Raw genomic sequence first — 18,255 nt, 5'->3', positions numbered from 1 at the left:
GGCTTACTTCGCCTGCGCGATGTCCGTGTCGATCTGTGCCGCCGTCTTCTTGAGGCCGGCCTTGAGATCGGTCGCCTTGCCGCTTTCGTAGGCGTAGCCGAACTCCTGGATCGTGGTGAGGTAGACACCGCCGTTGACGGAGGCGGGGGCCGTCGTGGAGTCGGGGTTCGCCGCGATCTCCAGGAACGTCTTGAAGCGCGGGTCGTACTTCAGCTTCGGGGACTTCAGGGCCGCCAGCGTCGAGGGCACGTTGTGGATGGCGTTGGAGAAGTTCACCACCGCGTCCGTGTCGGTGGTCATGTACTTCACCAGTTCCCAGGCCGCGTTCTGCTTCTTGCTGGTCGCGGCGATACCGGTGATGGTGCCGGTGATGTAGCCCTTGCCGTACTGGTCGGCCTGGTCGTCGGGGACGGGCAGCGGGGCCACGCCGATGTCGAACGTCGGCTTGGTGTCCAGGGCCATGCCGAGCCGCCACTCGCCGTCGAGCTGCATGGCGACCTGGCCGGTGTGGAAGGGGTGCTTGGGGCCCCACTCGTCGCCGAGCCCGGCGCGGTAGGTCTCCAGCTTGCGGTAGCCGCCGAGTGCGTCGACCAGCTTCTTCTGCAGCTTGAACGCCTTCTCGAACGCCGGGTCCGTGCCGACGTTCGACTTGCCGTCCTTGTCGAAGTACGTGGGGGAGAACTGTCCGAGGTAGTGCTCGGTGGTGGTCTCCCAGCCGTGGTAGTTCGGCATGAAGCCGAGCTGCTTGTACGTGCCGCCCTGCGGGATCGTCAGCTTCTCGGCGACCCGCTCGAATTCCGACCAGGTCTTCGGCGGTGCGGTGATGCCCGCCTTCTTGAACGCCGTCTTGTTGTAGTAGAGGCCGTAGGCGTCGCCGAGCAGGGGGACCGCGCAGCGGTTGCCCTCGAACTGGGTGTACTCGTTCATGGCCTTCGGGAAGGTCTTCCGCGGGTCGATGCCCGACTTCTCGAAGAACGGGTTGAGGTTCACCAGGGCGCCCGAGGAGCAGAACTTCCCGACGCTGTTCGTGGTGAACGACGAGATCACATCCGGGGCCTTGGCGCCGCCGGTGCGCAGCGCCTGGTTCATCTTGTCGTCCGTCATGTTGCCGACGACGTCGACGTGGATGTTGGGGTGCGCCTTCTCGAATCCGGCGACCAGGTCCTGGACGGCCTTCACCTCCGACGGCGCGCTCCAGGCGTGCCAGAAGTTGATGGTCGTCTCCTTGGACGCGTCGTCGCTCGCGCCCGCCCCGGACTGGCCGGTGCACGCGGTGGCGAGGAGGGCGAGGGAGGCGGAGGCGGCGAGCGCGAGGGTCGCGTTTCTGTACATTCCGGGCATGGCAGAGCTCCCTGAGGCACGGGGGAAGGAAGGGAATACCGGGGGGAGGGGGGTGGGTCGGTGAGGGGTGATCAGTGAGAGGTGATCAACGAGAGGTGTCGAAGACCTCGTCGCGGGTGGTCGCGAGCGCGCTCTCCAGCGCGCCGCGCAGCACGGGGTGTTCACGGACGTCGCCCACGACCAGGCGGGGGCGGGAGGCGGCCAGCTCTTCCAGTTCGGCCTGGACGAGGGCGCGCAGCGGCTCGCCGCCCGAGGTGAGGGACGCGCCGCTCAGCACGACGAGCTCGGGGTCGAGGACCGAGACCAGGGAGGCCAGACCGGTGGCCAGGCGGGTCGCGTAGGCCCGGAGGAGTTCGCGGTGCGGTTCGTCGCCGGTCTTCGCCGCCCGGGCCATCAGCTCCGCGGCGGCCTCGGCGTACGGGCTCTGCGGAATGTCCTCGATGCCGAGTTCACGGGCCAGGCGCGGGACGGCCTGGGAGCCGGCCAGCTCCTGGTAGCCGCCGCTGTTGGCCTTGGTGACCTGCCGGACCAGGGGTGTGCCCGGCACCGGCAGGAAGCCGACCTCGCCGGCGCCGCCGGTCCAGCCGCGGTGCAGCCGGCCGCCGAGCACCAGGGCGGCGCCCAGGCCCTCCTCGTTCCACAGCAGCACGAAGTCCGCGTGGCCCCGGGCCGCCCCGAGGCGCTGCTCGGCGAGCGCGACGAGGTTGACGTCGTTCTCGTACTCGAACGGCATCGGCAGAGCGGCGGCGAGTTCCTCCAGCAGGGTGGGGGAGTGCCAGCCGGGGAGGTGGGAGGCGTAGCGCAGCCGGCCGGTGGTGGGGTCGAAGGCGCCGGGGGTGCCGATGACGAGGCGGTGGACGTCGTCCCGGGCGAGACCGGCCGCCTTCACCGCTCCGTCCAGGGCGTCGGTGACCTGCTGGACGACCGGGGTGCCGGTGCGCCTGCCGGGGGTGGGCAGTTCGAAGCGGCCGACCGTGCGGCCGGTGATGTCGGCGACCGCGGCGAGGATCCGCTGGGGGGTGACGTCGAGTCCGGCGGCGTGACCGGCCGCCGGGTTGACCTCGTAGAGCTGGGCGCTCGGGCCCGGCCGGCCTTCGGTGGTGCCGGTGGCCAGGACGAGGCCCGCCGCCTCCAGGCGGGACAGGAGCTGGGAGGCGGTCGGCTTGGACAGGCCGGTGAGCTTGCCGATCCGGGTGCGCGACAGCGGTCCGTGCTCCAGCAGCAGGTCCAGGGCGGCCCGGTCGTTCATGGCGCGCAGGACGCGCGGGGTGCCCGGCGTGCCGGCGGTTCCTGCCATGCGTGTCCACACCTGCCCTTCGGCTGCTCAGCTTCTCAGTGACCAGGCGGGGAAGTCCATCGGACGGCCGTTCCCCGATCACTGTTAGGAAAGTTTCCTATCGGTGGGAGGAAGGTAGGCCCGGTGCCGCATGGCCGTCAATAGGGGACGCCCTGTCGTCATCCGGACATGCGGGAGGGCGGCGTCCGGACATGCGACAGGGCGGCACCCGGAGAACCGGATGCCGCCCTGTTCCGTGAGGCGTTGCCGCTACTTCGTGGTGCTCGTCGGCGCGGGCGGTGCGAGCGGGGACGCCGCCGCCGACTGCGGGGACGTCGCGTTCGCGTACACCGACGGGGCGGCCATCCCCGCCGTCGGGTCGACGGGCTGCTCCTCCACCGGGGCCGTGGCGCCGCCGACGATCCGGATGCCCGCCGCGTCGAAGGCCCGCTTGATGCGCCAGCGCAGCTCGCGCTCCACGGTCAGGGACTTGCCGGGCATCGTCTTGGCCGTGACGCGCACGACCATGGAGTCCAGCAGCACACTGTCCAGGCCGAGGACCTCGATCGGGCCCCACAGCAGCTCGTTCCAGGGCTCCTCGGCGCCCATCTTCTCGGCGACCTCGTCCAGGGTGGCCTTCACCCGGTCCAGGTCCTCGCCCGCGTGCACGGTGACGTCGACGTTGGCGGTGGCCCAGCCCTGGGAGAGGTTGCCGATGCGCTTGACCTCGCCGTTGCGGACGTACCAGATCTCGCCGCCGTCGCCGCGCAGCTTGGTCACGCGCAGGCCCACTTCGATCACCTCGCCGGAGGCGACGCCCGCGTCGATCGTGTCGCCGACGCCGTACTGGTCCTCCAGGATCATGAAGACGCCGGACAGGAAGTCCGTGACGAGGTTGCGGGCGCCGAAGCCGATCGCCACGCCGGCGACACCGGCCGAGGCCAGCAGCGGGGCGAGGTTGATCTGGAAGGTGCCCAGGATCATCAGCGCCGCGGTGCCGATGATCAGGAACGACGCCACCGAGCGCAGCACCGAGGCGATGGCCTGCGAGCGCTGCCGGCGGCGTTCGACGTTGACCAGCAGCCCGCCGAGCGCGCCGCCGTCCACGGACTGCACGGTCCGGTTCATGCGGTCGATCAGCTTGGTGATCGCCCGGCGCACGAAAACCCTCAGCACCGCGGCTATCACCACGATGAGCAGGACCCTGAGGCCGATGGCGAGCCACGTCGACCAGTTCTGCTCGACCCAGCCGGCGGCGTTCGTCGCGCTCTCCTGGGCGTCCTGGAGCGAGGGCACTCTCGGAGTCTCCGAGTCCGAGGGGGTCGGCGACGGCGACGGACCGGCGGCGAGCAGGACGGCGGACAGGGACACGGCAGGTACCTCCAGGTGCAGCGGTCTGCCCCGGTGCGGTGGTTCACGGGGGTCAAGGTCACGACTGGGTCACCGAAGGGGCAGAACCACCACACTAACGGGGCATTGTGTGTGCTTCGGCAGGATGTGTGAAGGAGAGACCGTGCTCACCTGGGCTTGAACAGGCCATGGTCCGGGGGATGAATCAGATGTGGTCGAAAACACTCCCAGCCCGTTACGGGGACATGGTGGCGCTTCCACCAGGCATGAGGGGAGACTGGCTACGAATCGTCCCGGCGCGAGCCACGCGCCGCCGGCGTCCAAGGAGGCATCCGTGCCGCATGTCCTGGTCCTCAACGCGTCGTACGAGCCGCTAGGTGTCGTACCGCTCCGCCGCGCGCTCGTCCTCGTCCTCGAGAACAAGGCTGTCTGCCTCGAGGAGTCCGGCGCCTATCTGCACAGCGCGACCGTCACAGTCCCCGCACCCAGCGTGGTCCGGCTCAAGCGATTCGTCCGGGTTCCCTATCGGGGGCCCGTTCCTCTGACCCGCCGGGCGCTCTTCGCCCGCGACGGGGGCCGGTGCATGTACTGCGGTGGCGTCGCAACCAGCGTCGACCACGTCATCCCGCGCAGCCGCGGGGGCAAGCACGTCTGGGACAACGTGGTGGCGTCCTGCCGCCGCTGCAACCACGTGAAGGCCGACCGGCACCTCTTCGAGATCGGCTGGCGGCTGCGCCACAAACCCGCCCCGCCGTCCGGCCTGGCCTGGCGCATCATCGGGACCGGCCACAGGGATCCGCGCTGGCTGCCGTACTTGCAGCCGTACGGCGCGGAGGACGCCATGGCCCGGATCGACGGCATTTCCGCCTGACGACGATCCGGGCCTTCGTATGCCGCGCGCGACCGGCCCGGGGGACCCCCGTTCCCCCGGGCCGGACCGTCATGGACGCCTACGCGTATCGCAGTTCCCCCGGGCGCACCGATCGGCGCAGCAGGGGCAGTGCTGTGGCCGCGGCCAGCAGGCAGGCGGCGTAGACGGCGACGGGCACCAGGGTGATCTCCCAGGGGACCGGCCGGTTGCCGGCCAGGGCGTACCAGGTGCCGATGGCCGTCCCGCCCAGACCCGCGAGCAGCACCGCCGGGGCCAGTGGCAGGGCCGTCTCCAGCAGCAGGGACCGGTCGAGCACCCGCTGCGGCACTCCGGCGGCGGCCTGTGCGGCGAGACTCCTGCGGCGGGTGGCCAGGGACTCGGCGGTGCCGACGGCGAGGCCGGACAGGGTGATCGCGAAGGCGATGCCGATGGCGGCGCCGGTGAGGTCGAGGCCGGTGAGGTAGTAGGACGGGGGTGCGGAGAACCGGCGGGTGCGGACCACCTCGCCCATGACCTGCCGGATGCCCAGGAAGCCCGTCCCGACGACCGTCACCAGCAGCACCGCCGCGTGGGTGCGGGCGACCGACCAGGGATCGTCGCGCAGCCGTTCCGCCGCGATCAGCGTCGCCGCCGACCGGGCCCGGACGGCGAGGATCCGCCCGGTGGCCTTCGCGGTGGCCCCGGAGAGCCACACCGCACCCGCGCCGACCGCGAGGATCACCCCCATCGTCTGCAGCTGTGCGCCGCCGTTCGGCCGGTTGGCGGCAGGCGTGGACGTGGTGGCCACGGCCAGCAACGCCATCACGGCGACGAGCAGGATCCCCGCCAGGAACAGCAGTCCCGGGCCTCGACCGTGACGCTGCCCCACCCGGCGCACCCACCCCAGCGGGGAGGCCACGACCCGGCGCAGCGCGAGAGCGCCCGCGACCGCGCCCAGCGCCGGTACGGCGACGGCCACCAGGGCGACCCCCACCCAGGCCAGGACGGTCGGCCGGTCCCACTGCCGCAGCAGGAGCAGCACCGAGAAGACGGTGGCGACCGCCGAGCCCAGCAGACAGGCCAGCCCGGTCTCCAGCGCCGCGATCCGCCGCACCTGCCAGGGCGTCGCCCCGGCCAGCCGCAGTCCGGCCAGCCGCCGGTCGCGGTGCACCGCGCCGATCCGGGCGCACTGGCCGAGGAACCCGAGCACCGGCACGAGCAGGAGCAGCAGGCCGACGATCACGCCGGATCGCGTGCCGGGCTCGTCCAGCAGACCCGCGGCGACGGGCACGTCGTAACGGCCGCGCAGTGACGCCAGGGCGACGGCGGCCAGCGCGAACCCGGTCGCCAGTGCCGCCCCCGTCGCCGTGAGGGTCACCCGCCACCACTCCCCGCGATCGGAGCCCCGGGTCAGTTCCCAGGCGAGGCGCAGATCGGCCCGCAGTGACGTCACGCCGTCACCCCCAGTGCCGCCACGGCGCCGTCCCGCAGCTGGACCTCGCGGTCCGCGTACGCCGCCACCTGGGCGTCGTGCGTGATCAGCAGGACGGCCGTGCCCGACTCGCGGGCGGTGTGCACGAGGGCCGTCATGACCTGCTCGCTCGCGAGGGAGTCCAGCGCACCCGTCGGCTCGTCCGCGAAGACCACCCTCGGGCGGGTGACCAGGGCCCGGGCCAGAGCCGCCCGTTGCGCCTGGCCGCCGCTCAGCTCACCCGGCCGCAGGTCCTCCTGGCCCCGCACCCCGAACCGCTCCAGCCACTCCCCGGCCCGGACCCGGGCGGCGGCCCGGTCGGTGCCGGCCAGCAGCAGGGGCAGGGCGACGTTGTCCAGGACCGTCAGCTCGGGGATGAGCTGCCCGAACTGGAACACCACGCCGAACTCGGTGCGCCGCAGCTCGCTCAGCCGCTTCTCGGGCAGGTCCTCAAGCCGCCGTCCGTCATACGTCACCGAGCCCGCGTCCGGGCGGACGATGCCGGACAGGCAGTTCAGCAGCGTGGACTTCCCGCTGCCGCTCGCGCCGGTCACCGCGAGGATCTCGCCGGCGTGCAGCTCGACCGACGCGCCGCGCAGGGCTTGTGTCCGGCCGTGGGCCTTGACGAGGCCACCGGCCGTGAGGAGGGGCACGGGTCTGCTCATGCTGCGTCGACCTCCGCGGTCAGGGTGGTGAGCCGGGCCGCCGTGGTGTTCATCCAGCGGAGGTCGGCGTCGAGGTGGTTGAGGGCGTAGTCCGCCGAGAGCACGGTCGCGAGGTCCGCGCCCTGGGCGGCCTTGACGGCCGTGAGCTCCCGCATCCGCTCCATGTGCGCGGCGCGCTGGGCGCTCAGGTAGCCGGCCGGGTCGCCGCCCGCGAGGATCGCGACCACGACCTTGGCGAAGATCTCGTTCGCCACGAAGGGTGCGGGCGGCGCGATCTCCCCGGCCCACCGGGCCAGTTCGTGCGTCCCCTCGTCCGTCGCCCGGTACATCGTGCGCTCCGGGCCGCCGTCCGAGTCGGTGCCGTCGACCTGCGCGAGGCCGTCCCGCACGAGGCGCTGCAGGGTCGTGTAGACCTGCCCGTAGGCCAGCGGACGGGCCTGCGGGAAGCGTTCGTCGTGGCGCCGCTTGAGGTCGTAGCCATGGCTCGGACCCGTCGCGAGCAGGCCCAGCAGGATGTGGCGGGTGCTCATGCCGATCATTATGTACTGAGTACATGTACTGAGTGAATAGTTGCCCGGGAAGAAGTTCGCCACCTTGCCTGAGGGGGGCTCAGTCCGAGACGGCGTACGCCTCCGCCGACCACAGCGAATACCCGTACGGCGTCGCCCGCTTGTCGCCCTGCACGCGCACGAAGCGCACGTCCTTCTCGTCCATGCGGACGTCCTCCAGGCCGCCCCGGCCGTCCCGGACCGTGGCCGCGGTGCGCCAGCGGCGGCCATCCGGGGAGACCTGGACGCGGTAGGCCGAGGGGTGGGCGTCCTGCCAGTGCAGCGCAACCCGGCCGAGGCGCGCCGGGTGGGCCAGCTCGACCTGCCACCAGGCGCCGTCGTCGACCGGGGACGACCAGCGGGTCCGCGGATCGCCGTCGTTCGCCGCCCGCGCGGGGAAGTCGGGCGTCTCGTCACCCGAGGAACGGGCGGTGCCGGTGCGGGCCAGGTCGGGGCCGCCGGTGGGCGCGACGGCCCGGACGGTGAGGGTGCGGTCCGCTCCCGCGAACCCGAGCCGGACGTCGAAGGACCGCGTCGGGGTGCCGCGTTCCACGGTCACCTCGACCGGGACCTCCACCGTCGTGCCGCGCCGTACGGTCAGCTCGCCCTCCGGCACCCGGACCCGGACGCCCTCGGGCGCCTCGGCGGTGAGCCGGCCGCGGGCGTCGGCGGGGCGCAGCGACCCGAGCCGGGCGGTCAGCCGCTCGGTCCGGCCGGTCTCGACGTCCGCCCGGTCACGGGGCAGGCCGAGGGAGACGGCGGGGGCGTCGGTGAACCAGGGGATGAGGTGGTGGACCCGGGACGGGTCGGGACCGGTGACCCGCAGGGCGTCGGCCCGTGCCCCGAGCCGCACCTCGGTCGCCCCGGACCCGTCCAGCCGGCCCGCCTCCCGCCAGCCCCGCCCCGGCACGTGCGCCTCGACCGTGCCCTCGGTGCCCGGCTCGGTCAGGGCCGTCACGGCGGTCAGCGCCCGGGGCCGCGGGAAGCGCAGGGTGCGGCCGTCGCCGGGGTTGCGGGGCGGCTCGTGGTGGATGCCCGACCAGGCCGCGTACGACTTCTGCGCCCGCTGCAGGAAGGGGTCCAGGACGTCCTTGCCGACCTCGACCGGCGCCGACTCCAGCCGGGCCCGCAGCGCGCCGAGCCTGCGATACGCCGTCCAGGCCGCCGCCGCGTCCCCGGCGCGCTGCGCTTCCAGCATGCCGAGCGCGGCCGTGCCCGCCTCGCCGTAGTCCGCCAGCTGCTCGGACCAGGGGCCCACCTCGGGGCCGAGGCCGGTGCCGGACAGCCGCCGGGGCAGCTCGCGCAGCACGGTGAAGGCCTCGCGCAGCCGGCGCTCGGCGTCGCCGCCGGTGCCCGCGCCGCCCGCCGTGCCGGACCGCCAGTACGCCTCGGTCAGCGGCCGCAGATACGCCGACTCCTCGTCGTCCAGGACCGACGACGCGTCGTTGCCGGCGAGCGCGGCCAGGGCCTGCTCACGGCTCCGGTCCCCGCCCGCCAGGTCGGCGATCGCGGCGCGCCAGGACTCCGCGGGGCGGTACGCGCGCGGGTTCCAGGCGTAGTCGGCGGCGGTGAACAGCGGGATGCGGGACGCCTCCGGCTGCTGCATCGCGTTGGCGAGCAGGGCGGCCGAACCGGTCGCGACGGCCGGCTCACGGCCCTGGTAGGGGCCGAGGAAGATGCGGCCGGGGGCGTAGTCGTTGACCGGGTAGTTGTCCATCGTGACCAGCGGGTGCCCGAACGCCTCGCGCGCGTCGGCCAGTTCGCCGCCCGTGATGGTGCGCGGCACCACCCCGACCCCCGTCCACGCCACCTCGACGCCCTCGGCCAGCTCGTTCGCCAGCGCCCGCCGGTAGTCGGTCGTGCCGTCCTCGTAGTACTCGGTCGGCATCAGGGACAGGCGCGCGGCGCCGGGGTGCCGGTCCGCCAGGTGCCGGGCCACCGCGTCGGCCACCCGGGCCTGTGCCCGCGCCGCCGCCTCGGGGCCGGAGCCGAACCGGTCGGCGTCCGCCCCGCAGTGCCACTCGCTGTAGCTGACGTCCTGGAACTGGAGCTGGAACGCCCGGAAGCCCAGCGCCCACATCGCGTCCAGCTTGCGCGTCAGCGCCCGCACGTCGTCGTCCGACGCGAAGCACATCGCCTGGCCCGGGGCCACCGCCCAGCCGAGCGAGACGTGGTTGCGGCGCGCCCGCTCGGCCAGCTCCCGGAACGCGGCCCGCTGCCGCGCCGGGTAGGGCTCACGCCAGCGGGCCTGCCGGTAGAGGTCGTCCCCGGGGGCGTACAGGTAGCGGTTCTGCTTGGTGCGCCCCATGAAGTCCAGCTGCGCCAGCCGCTGCCGGTGCGTCCAGGCGGTGCCGTAGAAGCCCTCGGTGATGCCGCGGACGGCGGTGCCGGGCCAGTCGCGGACCACCGCCGCCGCGATCGTGCGTCCCCCAAGTTCTCGGCTGCGCTCGAACAGGGGGGACTCCCAGGGCCGCAGCAGCTGCCGCAGCGTCTGCACGGCGTGGAAGAGGCCGTCCTCGCCGGTGCCGGTGAGGGAGACGCCGCCCGCGCCCACGGACAGCTCGTATCCCCCGGCGGGGAGGGCGTGCCGGTCGCCCGGGCGCACCGGCTCGGTCCGCGTACGCACGATCAGGGCGCCCGGCCCGGGCGTGTCCGTGATCCGGCGCGCCCCGGCCCGGCGCAGCAGCTCCCGCAGGGCTGCGACGGCATGGGGGTCCGCATCCGGCCCGGTGATCAGGGCGACCTCGTCCGGCACCGCCACCGGGGCGCCGTTCGCGCGCAGCGACTGCGGGCGCGGCCAGACGGAGAGGCCCCCTCCGGTGGTGTCGGGGGCCGTCGTCGCGGTCACACCGGGGCCGGGCGGAGCCGCCGTCGCGGCGGGCGGGGCGACCAGGCTCCCGGCGACGACGGCGACCGCGAGGGCCGCGGTCCGCTTTCCACGCCGCACTCCCACAGGCCCCCTCCAGATGCGTTCGACCGGCAGAACGAGCCCACCACCCGTGCGGTGAACGTGTCAACGAGGGTGGCCGTTGTGGGTGAAATGCCGGAATCTGGAGTATGTGGAGGGGAGTGGAATGTGAGCAGGAGCACGATGTTCGGCCTGGGGCGTCTGCCTTCGCGCCGACTGGGTAGGGCTGCGATGACCCGTTGAAAGCCGTACCCGACAAGGAGGCCCCCGTGGCTGCGATGACTTTCCTTCCGCTCCCGGCCCCGTCCAAACCCGTGGCGGACCAGTCCGCCGACCTCGACGACCCGCACCATGCCGACCCCCGCTACTGCGTCTTCAGCTCCGAGAGCACCCACACCGAACTGCCGCTGACCAGCGAGCCCCCGCTGCCCGACGCCGAGCCCCTCACCAGTGAGCCGCCGCTCGCCGAAGCCGCTCCCCTGACCAGCGAGCCCCCGGCCTTCGTCCCGGACTTCACGAGGATGTAGATGACCGCACCCCGGCCGGCCGACCCGCCCTCCGAGGACCTGTCCCGCCTCGCCGCACTGCACGGCGTCGCCACTTCCTACAGCCCGTCCCCGGACCGCTCGGTCGCGGCCTCGGCCACCGCGGTCACCCTGACCCTGGCCGCCCTCGGCGTGGACGCGAGCACGCCCGGCGCCGTCCGCGCCGCGCTCGCGGCCCGCGAGGGGGAACTCGGCGAACGGCTGCTGCCGCCGACCGTGGTCGGCTGGAGCGGCAGCCCCCCGGCCGCCCTGGCCGCGCTCCCCGGGGGCACCCGCCTGCGGATCGACACCGAGCAGGGCGAGAGCCGCGCCTCGGCGGACGGCCTCCCGCCCGGCGTCCACCGGCTGACCGCCACCACCCCCGACGGCCGCACCGCCACCGCCCACCTGATCGTCGCCCCGCCCCGCCTGCCCGCTCCCGCCGGACGCTCCTACGGACTCCTCGTCCAGCTCTACTCGCTGCTGTCCCGCCGCTCCTGGGGCATGGGCGACCTCGGTGACCTCGCCGAGCTGGCCGGCTGGGCCGGACGGTCCCTCGGCGCCGGATTCGTCCAGGTCAACCCGCTGCACGCGGCCGTGCCCGGAGCTCCCACCGACCCCTCTCCCTACCGCCCCTCCTCGCGCCGCTTCCCCGACCCCGTGCACCTGCGCGTCGAGGACGTCCCGGAAGCCGCGTACGCCGAGGACCCCGGGCGTCTGCGCGCGCTGCTGGAGAGGTCCGGCCGGCTGCGCGAAGCGGTGCTGCACCAGGGCGCGTTGATCGACCGGGACGCCGTGTGGGAGCTCAAGCGGGAGGCGCTGGAGCTGCTCGCCGAGGTCCCCCTCGGCCCCGGCCGGCGCGCCGCCTACTGCGACTTCCTCGCCGGGCAGGGCCAGGCCCTGGAGGACCACGCCACCTGGTGCGCCCTCGCCGAGGTGCACGGCTCCGACTGGCACCGCTGGCCGACCGGCCTGCGCGACCCGCGCTCGGCCGAGACCGCCCAGGCCCGCAACGGCCTCATGGACCGGGTCGACTTCTGGTCCCGGCTCGCCTGGCTCACCGACACCCAGCTGACCGCCGCGCAGCGGGCCGGGCGCGAGGCCGGGATGCCGGTCGGGATCGTGCACGACCTCGCGGTCGGCGTCCACCCCGGCGGGGCCGACGCCTGGGCGCAGCAGGAGTACTTCGCCGCCGGTATGTCGGTGGGCGCCCCACCGGACGCCTTCAACGCCCGCGGCCAGGACTGGGGCCTGCCGCCCTGGCGTCCCGACCGGCTGGCCGAGTCCGGTTACGCCCCGTTCCGCGAGCTGCTGCGCGCCCTGTTCCGCTACGCCGGTGCGCTGCGCATCGACCACGTCATGGGCCTGTTCCGCCTCTGGTGGGTCCCGCAGGGACATCCCCCCACCGAGGGCACCTACGTCCGCTACGACGCCGAGGCCATGCTCGCCGTCCTCGTCCTGGAGGCCTCCCGGGCCGGGGCCCTGGTGATCGGCGAGGACCTCGGCACCGTCGAGCCCGGGGTGCGCGAGGCCCTGCGCGAGCGCGGGGTGCTCGGCACGTCGGTGCTGTGGTTCGAGCGCGACTGGGACGGCGACGGCCGCCCCCTGCCCCCCGACGCCTGGCGCGCCGACTGCCTGGCCACCGCCACCACCCACGACCTGCCCTCCACGGCCGCCCGCCTCACCGGCGAGCACGTCGAGCTCCGCGACAGCCTGGGTCTGCTGACCCGGCCCCTGGAGGAGGAGCGCGCCGAGGCCGCCGCCGACGCGGGGGAGTGGCTGTCGCTGCTCTCCCGGCTCGGTCTGCTGCACGGCACGGGCGGCGGCAGCGACACGTCGTCGGAGGAGGCCGAGATCCAGGCCGTCCACCGTTTCCTGCTGCGCACCCCGGCCCGCATGATCGGCGTCTGGCTCCCGGACGGCGTCGGGGACCGCCGCCCGCAGAACCTCCCGGGAACCTGGGACCAGTACCCGAACTGGCGCCTGCCGATCGCGGACGCGCAGGGACGGCCGGTGACGCTGGAGGACCTCGCGGCCTCGCCGCGGCTGCACGCGCTGATGGGGGTGCTCAGGGACGGCGGGGCATGAGGTCAGGGGCGGGGGCCATGAGGCGAGGGCCTCTTACGGCACCCCGGGCGCGCGGGCCCGGCCGGCGTTGGATATTTTGACACCGTGGACAAGAAGAACGCCCTGCGCGCCGGCGCCCTGGCAGCCGGTACGACGCTGATGATGCTGCTCATGTCGTCCCCTGCGAGCGCGCTCACCCGCGACGACGGTGACGACCCCGGCCCGGGCCTGAGCGTCATCGAGACGCTGGGCCTCTTCGTCGTGGCCCCGATCGCGCTGTACCTGGTCATCCACGCGCTGGTGGTGATCGGCGACAAGTCGCACAAGAAGAAGGACCCGACCAGCTCCAACATCGCCACCAAGGCCGAGGCGAAGAGCGAAGTCAAGGCCTGATCCGCGTTCCTCTTCGGGGGCGCCGTCGCGACATCCGCGACGGCGCCCTCGTCGTGTCAGGACCTGTCCGTCCCGGCCAGCAGGTCCCGCAGCAGACCGGCCAGCTGCCCGGCCCGCTCCGCGCCCAGGGCGGACAGGGCCTCCGTCTGCACCGCCAGCCCCGCCCCGACCGCCTCGTCGACCAGTGCGAGGCCCTCGCCGGTGAGTGTGACCTGCAGTCCGCGCCGGTCGTGCGGGTCGGGGGAGCGGCGCAGCAGCCCCGCCCGCTCCAGCTTGTCCAGGCGTCCCGTCATGCCGCCGGTGGTGAGCATCAGCGTCGCGGAGAGCTGCCGGGGCGAGAGCGTGTAGGGCTCGCCGGAGCGGCGCAGGGTCGCCAGGACGTCGAACTCCCCGCGTGAGATGCCGAACTTCGCGTACGTCCGCCCCACCCGCTCGCCGATCGCGTGCGAGAGCCGGTTGATCCGGCCGAAGACCTCCATGGCGGCGGTGTCGAGGTCGGGCCGGACCGTCGCCCACTGGTCGATGATCGCGTCGACGGGGTCCTTGCGCTGCTCCGGGCGTTCGCTCATGGCACGAGTATCGGCCGCCTCTCGGTGACCCGCAAGAAAGTAGCTTGACTGAAAGTTGCTTAGCGGTAAGCTACTTTCTGCTGACCTACTTCGAAGGGTGCTTCCCATGGCCATGTCCCGACCGGCCCTCATCACCCTCACCGCCCTCGCGCCCGTCTCCTGGGGCACGACCTATGCGGTCACCACCGAGTTCCTCCCGCCCGACCGCCCTCTCTTCACCGCCCTGATGCGCGCCCTGCCCGCCGGGTTGCTGCTGCTCGCCCTCGCCCGGGTGCTGCCGCGCGGCGCCTGGTGGTGGAAGGCGGCGGTGCTCGGCGCGCTGAACATCGGCGCCTTCTTCCCGCTGCTGTTCCTCTCCGCGTACCGGCTGCCCGGCGGCCTGGCGGCGGTCGTCGGCTCGGCCGGGCCGCTGTTCGTGGCCGGCCTCTCGGTACTGCTGCTCGGGCAGCGGCCGTCGGCGCGCACGCTGGTGACCGGGGCCGTGGCCGCGTTCGGCGTCAGCCTCGTCGTGCTGAAGGCGGCCGGGTCGCTGGACACGCTCGGTCTGCTGGCGGCCGTCGCGTCCACGGCGTCGATGTCGACCGGCACCGTGCTCACCCAGCGCTGGGGCCGCCCCGAGGGCGTCGGGCCGCTGGCGCTGACCGGCTGGCAGCTGACCGCGGGAGGCCTGCTCATCGCGCCGCTCGCCTTCCTGGTGGAAGGGGCGCCACCGGCGCTGGACGGCCCGGCGGTCGGCGGCTACCTCTACCTCGCCGTCGCGAACACTGCCCTCGCGTACTGGCTGTGGTTCCGCGGCATCGGCCGCATGACCGCCACCCAGGTCACCTTCCTCGGCCCGCTCTCCCCGCTGACCGCGGCAGTCGTCGGCTGGGTGGCGCTCGGACAAGCGCTGACGGCGGTGCAACTGGTCGGCATGGGGCTGGCGTTCGGGGCGACGGTGGCGGGGCAGTTTGCTTCTGTGTCAAAGCCACCGCGGATGGCGGCAATGCTGCTCGAGGGAGGCGACGTAGGGGGGCTCGTGGCGGTCCCGCCCACGAGGCAGGTCTCAGCGGCGGTGAGGAAGGGGCCTGAGGAGGCATGAGGCGGGCAGAGTGCCGGGGCCCTGCGTGAGGCCGCGACCGGGCCGGGTGACCGTTCCGGGGGCAGCATCCGGTGACCAGGGGGCGGTGCCGACCGGTCGCGACAGGCATGCGGGCGGCTTCCGGCCCCATTGGCTTCCCCCACATACCACGACATCAGCACACACGTGCTCGCAGCTCGCACCTCTTTTGGAGTATTTGGAGCGCGCCCCGCGGTGAAGTCGCCGGAGTGCGCCGGGCTGGTCCGTCGAAGACGGTTCCTAACCGTCGGTAAGGCGCTACGTTCACAGAGTCACGCGCAACAGTGGGGACTTCGAGGGGGAGGCGACTGGATGCTGACAGAGGCGTTGACGGCTCTTGCGGCGGCAGGTGGCACGGCCGTGGTACAGGCTGCGGGCACCGATGTCTGGGGCGGATGTCGACAGCGGGTGGCACGGTTGTTCGGCCATGGGGACACTCAGCAAGAGCGAGTCGAGCTCGAGCTCGATCAGACCGCGGCCGCCTTAGAAGCGGTCGGTGGCGAGGAGGCTGAGCTGACGCGGAGCGGCCAGCAGACCCTGTGGCGGAGCCGCTTCGAGACGCTGCTGCTGAGTCTGGACGGGGTGGAGCGGGAGCGGGCCGCGGCGGAATTGCAGGCCCTGGTGGATGAGCGGGCAGAACGCGGTGGAACGACGGTGTCCAACAACATCTACTACGGGCCGGCCGTGTCCCAGATCGGTGACCACAACGAGCAGACCAACAATTGGGGGTCGTCTGCATGACTGGTCCCGTGCCGCATACACCGGGCGCGGTCAGGGTGTCCGAGAACACGTTTCGTCACCATGCCGCGCTGCAGGCCGGGCCCGGCGGAATCATGAACAACAACTTCAACACGTTCTATGGCTCACCTCGAGTCCCCGTTTCGTGGCCCCATCAGGTGGGGGTGCTGCCGCGGCAGGCCGACTGGTTCCAGAGCCGCCCGGCGGTCGGAGCGCTGGAGCAAGCAATGGCCGGCGGGGGAACGGCGGTGCTGTGCCAGGTGTTGGCCGGTACGGGTGGGGTCGGTAAGACCCAGTTGGCGGCCCACTATGCACGGGCACTGTTACGGGACGGGCACGTGGATCTGCTCGTGTGGGCCACCGCGGCGTCACGCGAGGCGATCACCGATGTCTACGCCCGGGCCGCTGTGGAGGTGCTCGGCGCGAATCCGGCCGAACCCGAACAGGCCGTAGAGGCGTTCCTGGCCTGGCTGGAGCCCAAACCGGGCCGGCAGCAGCCGTGTCGCTGGCTGGTCGTGTTGGATGATCTTGCCGATCCGGTCGATCTGCGTGGTCTGTGGCCGCCCACGAGCCCGCACGGCCGAACCCTGGTGACCACCCGTCGCAGAGACGCGTCCCTGTCCGGATCCGGCCGTCACCTGATCAACGTCGGCCTGTTCACCGTTACGGAGTCCGTTGCCTACTTGACTGCGGCTCTGGCGGCTCACAGTCGGCAGGAACCGGCAGACCAGCTCACCGCTCTCGCCGGTGACCTCGGCCATCTGCCGCTGGCCCTGTCCCAGGCCGCCGCCTACATTCTGGACGCTGGCCTGGACTGCGCCACTTACCGGCAGCGGCTGACCGACCGGGCCCGGACGCTGATCGAGGTGCTACCCGAACCGTCCGGTCTGCCGGACGATCAGGCCACGAGCGTGGCTGCAGCCTGGGCCCTGTCCATCGACCGTGCCGACAAGCTCCGGCCAGTGGGACTGGCCCGCCCCATGCTGCACTTAGCGGCCTTGCTCGACCCCAACGGCATTCCGACCTCGGTGCTGGCTGGTGAGCCCGCCCTCACGCACCTCGCCGAACACCGCACCCGCACGGCGATGCAGGACCAGCGCCCGGTCGGAGCCGGTCAGGTAACGGTCGAGGACGCAGTCGACGCGCTGCGCGCCTTGCACCGCCTGAGTCTCGTCGACCATGAACCCGGCAATTCCCACCACGCGGTACGCGTCCATCAACTCACCCAGCGCGCGACTCGCGACACACTGTGCGCACAGGAGCGGGAAGATGTCGCATCCACGGCCGCCTCCGCCCTCGTCGCCGCGTGGCCCGACATCGAACGCGACGCCGCACTCGCCCAGGCCCTTCGGGCAAACGCCACGACCCTTGCCCGCCGCGCAGAGCAGGCCCTGTACCGATCCGGTGCCCACCAGTTGCTGTTCCGTCTCGGTAAAAGTCTCGGCGAAAGCGGCCAGAGCGGCGCGGCCGCCACCCACTTCCAGCGCATGGAGAACACCAGTCACCGGCAGCTCGGACCTGAGCATCCCGACACCCTCACCGTCCGCCATGAGCTCGCCTCCTGGCGGGGAGAGGCAGGCGATCCGGCTGACGCCGTCGCCGGGCTCGAACTGGTCCTGGCCGAGCGGACACGGGTCCTGGGAAGAGATCACCCAGACACGCTCACCACCCGCCACGCCCTCGCGTCCTGGCAGGGAGAAGCAGGCGATCCGGCTGACGCCATCGCCGGGCTCGAACTGGTCCTGGCCGACCGGACACGGGTTCTGGGAGGGGACCACTCCGAAACGCTTACCACTCGGCACAGCCTCTTGTACTGGCGGGAGCAGGCAGGTGATCCGGCGCGGGATGTCGTCGTTGCCTACGAACAGCTCCTGGCCGACCGGATTCGGGTCCTGGGAAGAGACCACCCGGAAACGCTAGTCACCCGCCACAATCTCGCCTATTCAATGTGGGAAGCGGGCGATCGAGCAGCAGCCGTCACCGATCTCGAACACCTCCTTGCCGACGAGGTGCGGATTCTGGGCGTGGACCACCCGGGAAATTTCATCACCCGTGCCAACCTCGCCGGCTGGCGAGGTCAGGCCGATGATGTGGCCGGTGCGGTCGCCGATCTCGAACGGCTGCTGGCCGACCAGGTGCGTGTGCTGGGCGCAGACCACCGCGACACCCTCGCCACACGCCACACCATCGCCTCCTGGCAGGGACAGGCCGATGCTCAGGCAGGGGACGTCGTCGCCGCGTACGAACGGCTGCTGGCCGATCAGGTGCGGGTGTTGGGCGAGGACCACCGCGACACCCTGGGCACGCGTCGCGCCCTAGCCGACTGGCGGGGGGAGGCGGGCGGTGCGGCCGGTGCGATTGCCGATCTCGAACGGCTGCTGGCCGATCAGGTGCGGGTGTTGGGCGAGGACCACCGCGACACCCTGGGCACGCGTCGCGCCCTAGCCGACTGGCGT

The 18,255-nt window shown here is 72.7% G+C and carries 15 protein-coding genes; 7 read left to right on the top strand and 8 right to left on the bottom strand.

All coding sequences use genetic code 11. The features are described 5' to 3' along the window. Positions 1–3 precede the first annotated feature (3 nt). The 3 genes from HNR57_RS07880 to HNR57_RS07870 all read right to left on the bottom strand — a co-directional run bounded on the left by HNR57_RS07880 (position 4) and on the right by HNR57_RS07870 (position 3,988). Positions 4–1,341 carry an ABC transporter substrate-binding protein gene (locus tag HNR57_RS07880; protein WP_184558251.1) on the bottom strand — a complete coding sequence of 446 codons (1,338 nt, stop codon included), beginning with the start codon at positions 1,339–1,341 and terminating at the stop codon, positions 4–6. A gap of 85 nt (positions 1,342–1,426) precedes the next feature. After that, positions 1,427–2,638 carry an ROK family transcriptional regulator gene (locus HNR57_RS07875; RefSeq protein ID WP_184558249.1) on the bottom strand — a complete coding sequence of 404 codons (1,212 nt, stop codon included), beginning with the start codon at positions 2,636–2,638 and terminating at the stop codon, positions 1,427–1,429. A gap of 249 nt (positions 2,639–2,887) precedes the next feature. Further along, positions 2,888–3,988 (bottom strand): mechanosensitive ion channel family protein, encoded by a 1,101-nt coding sequence (locus HNR57_RS07870; protein WP_184558246.1) that lies wholly within the window; start codon positions 3,986–3,988, stop codon positions 2,888–2,890. A 313-nt stretch (positions 3,989–4,301) separates the two neighbouring features. Between HNR57_RS07870 and HNR57_RS07865 the strand changes: the two genes are divergently transcribed. Then, entirely contained in the window at positions 4,302–4,838 is a 537-nt protein-coding gene (locus HNR57_RS07865) for an HNH endonuclease (RefSeq protein ID WP_033314199.1), read from the top strand. A 79-nt stretch (positions 4,839–4,917) separates the two neighbouring features. On the opposite strand, the gene HNR57_RS07860 is transcribed toward HNR57_RS07865, so the two are convergent. From HNR57_RS07860 to HNR57_RS07845, 4 genes are all read right to left on the bottom strand, one after another. After that, complete coding sequence (locus HNR57_RS07860; protein ID WP_184558244.1) at positions 4,918–6,270, bottom strand: FtsX-like permease family protein; 1,353 nt, start codon at positions 6,268–6,270, stop codon at positions 4,918–4,920. Further along, positions 6,267–6,953, bottom strand: coding sequence for an ABC transporter ATP-binding protein (locus HNR57_RS07855; protein WP_184558242.1), 687 nt, complete (start codon positions 6,951–6,953; stop codon positions 6,267–6,269). The genes HNR57_RS07860 and HNR57_RS07855 overlap by 4 nt, the downstream gene beginning before the upstream one ends. Continuing rightward, on the bottom strand, positions 6,950–7,483 hold the full coding sequence (locus HNR57_RS07850) for a PadR family transcriptional regulator (protein WP_184558240.1): 534 nt from the start codon (positions 7,481–7,483) through the stop codon (positions 6,950–6,952). Before HNR57_RS07850 ends, HNR57_RS07855 begins: the two co-directional genes overlap by 4 nt. A gap of 79 nt (positions 7,484–7,562) precedes the next feature. Beyond that, entirely contained in the window at positions 7,563–10,448 is a 2,886-nt protein-coding gene (locus tag HNR57_RS07845) for a beta-N-acetylglucosaminidase domain-containing protein (protein WP_376772194.1), read from the bottom strand. 230 nt (positions 10,449–10,678) lie between these two features. On the opposite strand from HNR57_RS07845, the gene HNR57_RS07840 reads away from it, so the two are divergent. From HNR57_RS07840 to HNR57_RS07830, 3 genes are all read left to right on the top strand, one after another. Further along, positions 10,679–10,936, top strand: coding sequence for a hypothetical protein (locus tag HNR57_RS07840; protein ID WP_107454995.1), 258 nt, complete (start codon positions 10,679–10,681; stop codon positions 10,934–10,936). Further along, entirely contained in the window at positions 10,937–13,021 is a 2,085-nt protein-coding gene (gene malQ, locus HNR57_RS07835) for a 4-alpha-glucanotransferase (protein ID WP_184558236.1), read from the top strand. A gap of 84 nt (positions 13,022–13,105) precedes the next feature. Next, on the top strand, positions 13,106–13,393 hold the full coding sequence (locus HNR57_RS07830; protein WP_033314207.1) for a hypothetical protein: 288 nt from the start codon (positions 13,106–13,108) through the stop codon (positions 13,391–13,393). 56 nt (positions 13,394–13,449) lie between these two features. Here the strand turns inward: HNR57_RS07830 and HNR57_RS07825 are convergent, their stop codons facing one another. After that, complete coding sequence (locus tag HNR57_RS07825) at positions 13,450–13,962, bottom strand: MarR family winged helix-turn-helix transcriptional regulator (RefSeq protein WP_184558234.1); 513 nt, start codon at positions 13,960–13,962, stop codon at positions 13,450–13,452. A gap of 106 nt (positions 13,963–14,068) precedes the next feature. Here HNR57_RS07825 and HNR57_RS07820 point away from each other — a divergent pair, with 106 nt between their 5' ends. From HNR57_RS07820 to HNR57_RS07810, 3 genes are all read left to right on the top strand, one after another. Next, on the top strand, positions 14,069–15,043 hold the full coding sequence (locus tag HNR57_RS07820) for an EamA family transporter (RefSeq protein ID WP_246554322.1): 975 nt from the start codon (positions 14,069–14,071) through the stop codon (positions 15,041–15,043). A gap of 330 nt (positions 15,044–15,373) precedes the next feature. After that, on the top strand, positions 15,374–15,802 hold the full coding sequence (locus tag HNR57_RS07815) for a hypothetical protein (protein WP_184558232.1): 429 nt from the start codon (positions 15,374–15,376) through the stop codon (positions 15,800–15,802). A gap of 35 nt (positions 15,803–15,837) precedes the next feature. Further along, positions 15,838–18,255, top strand: a 2,418-nt coding sequence (locus HNR57_RS07810) for a tetratricopeptide repeat protein (protein WP_313673046.1), incomplete at its 3' end; no start/stop codon positions are given.

Origin of the sequence: Streptomyces paradoxus (assembly GCF_014202475.1) — a bacterium.
Lineage (GTDB): Bacteria > Actinomycetota > Actinomycetes > Streptomycetales > Streptomycetaceae > Streptomyces > Streptomyces paradoxus.
Note: the sequence above shows the minus strand (reverse complement) of the source record. Positions and strands in the feature narration are given on the sequence as shown.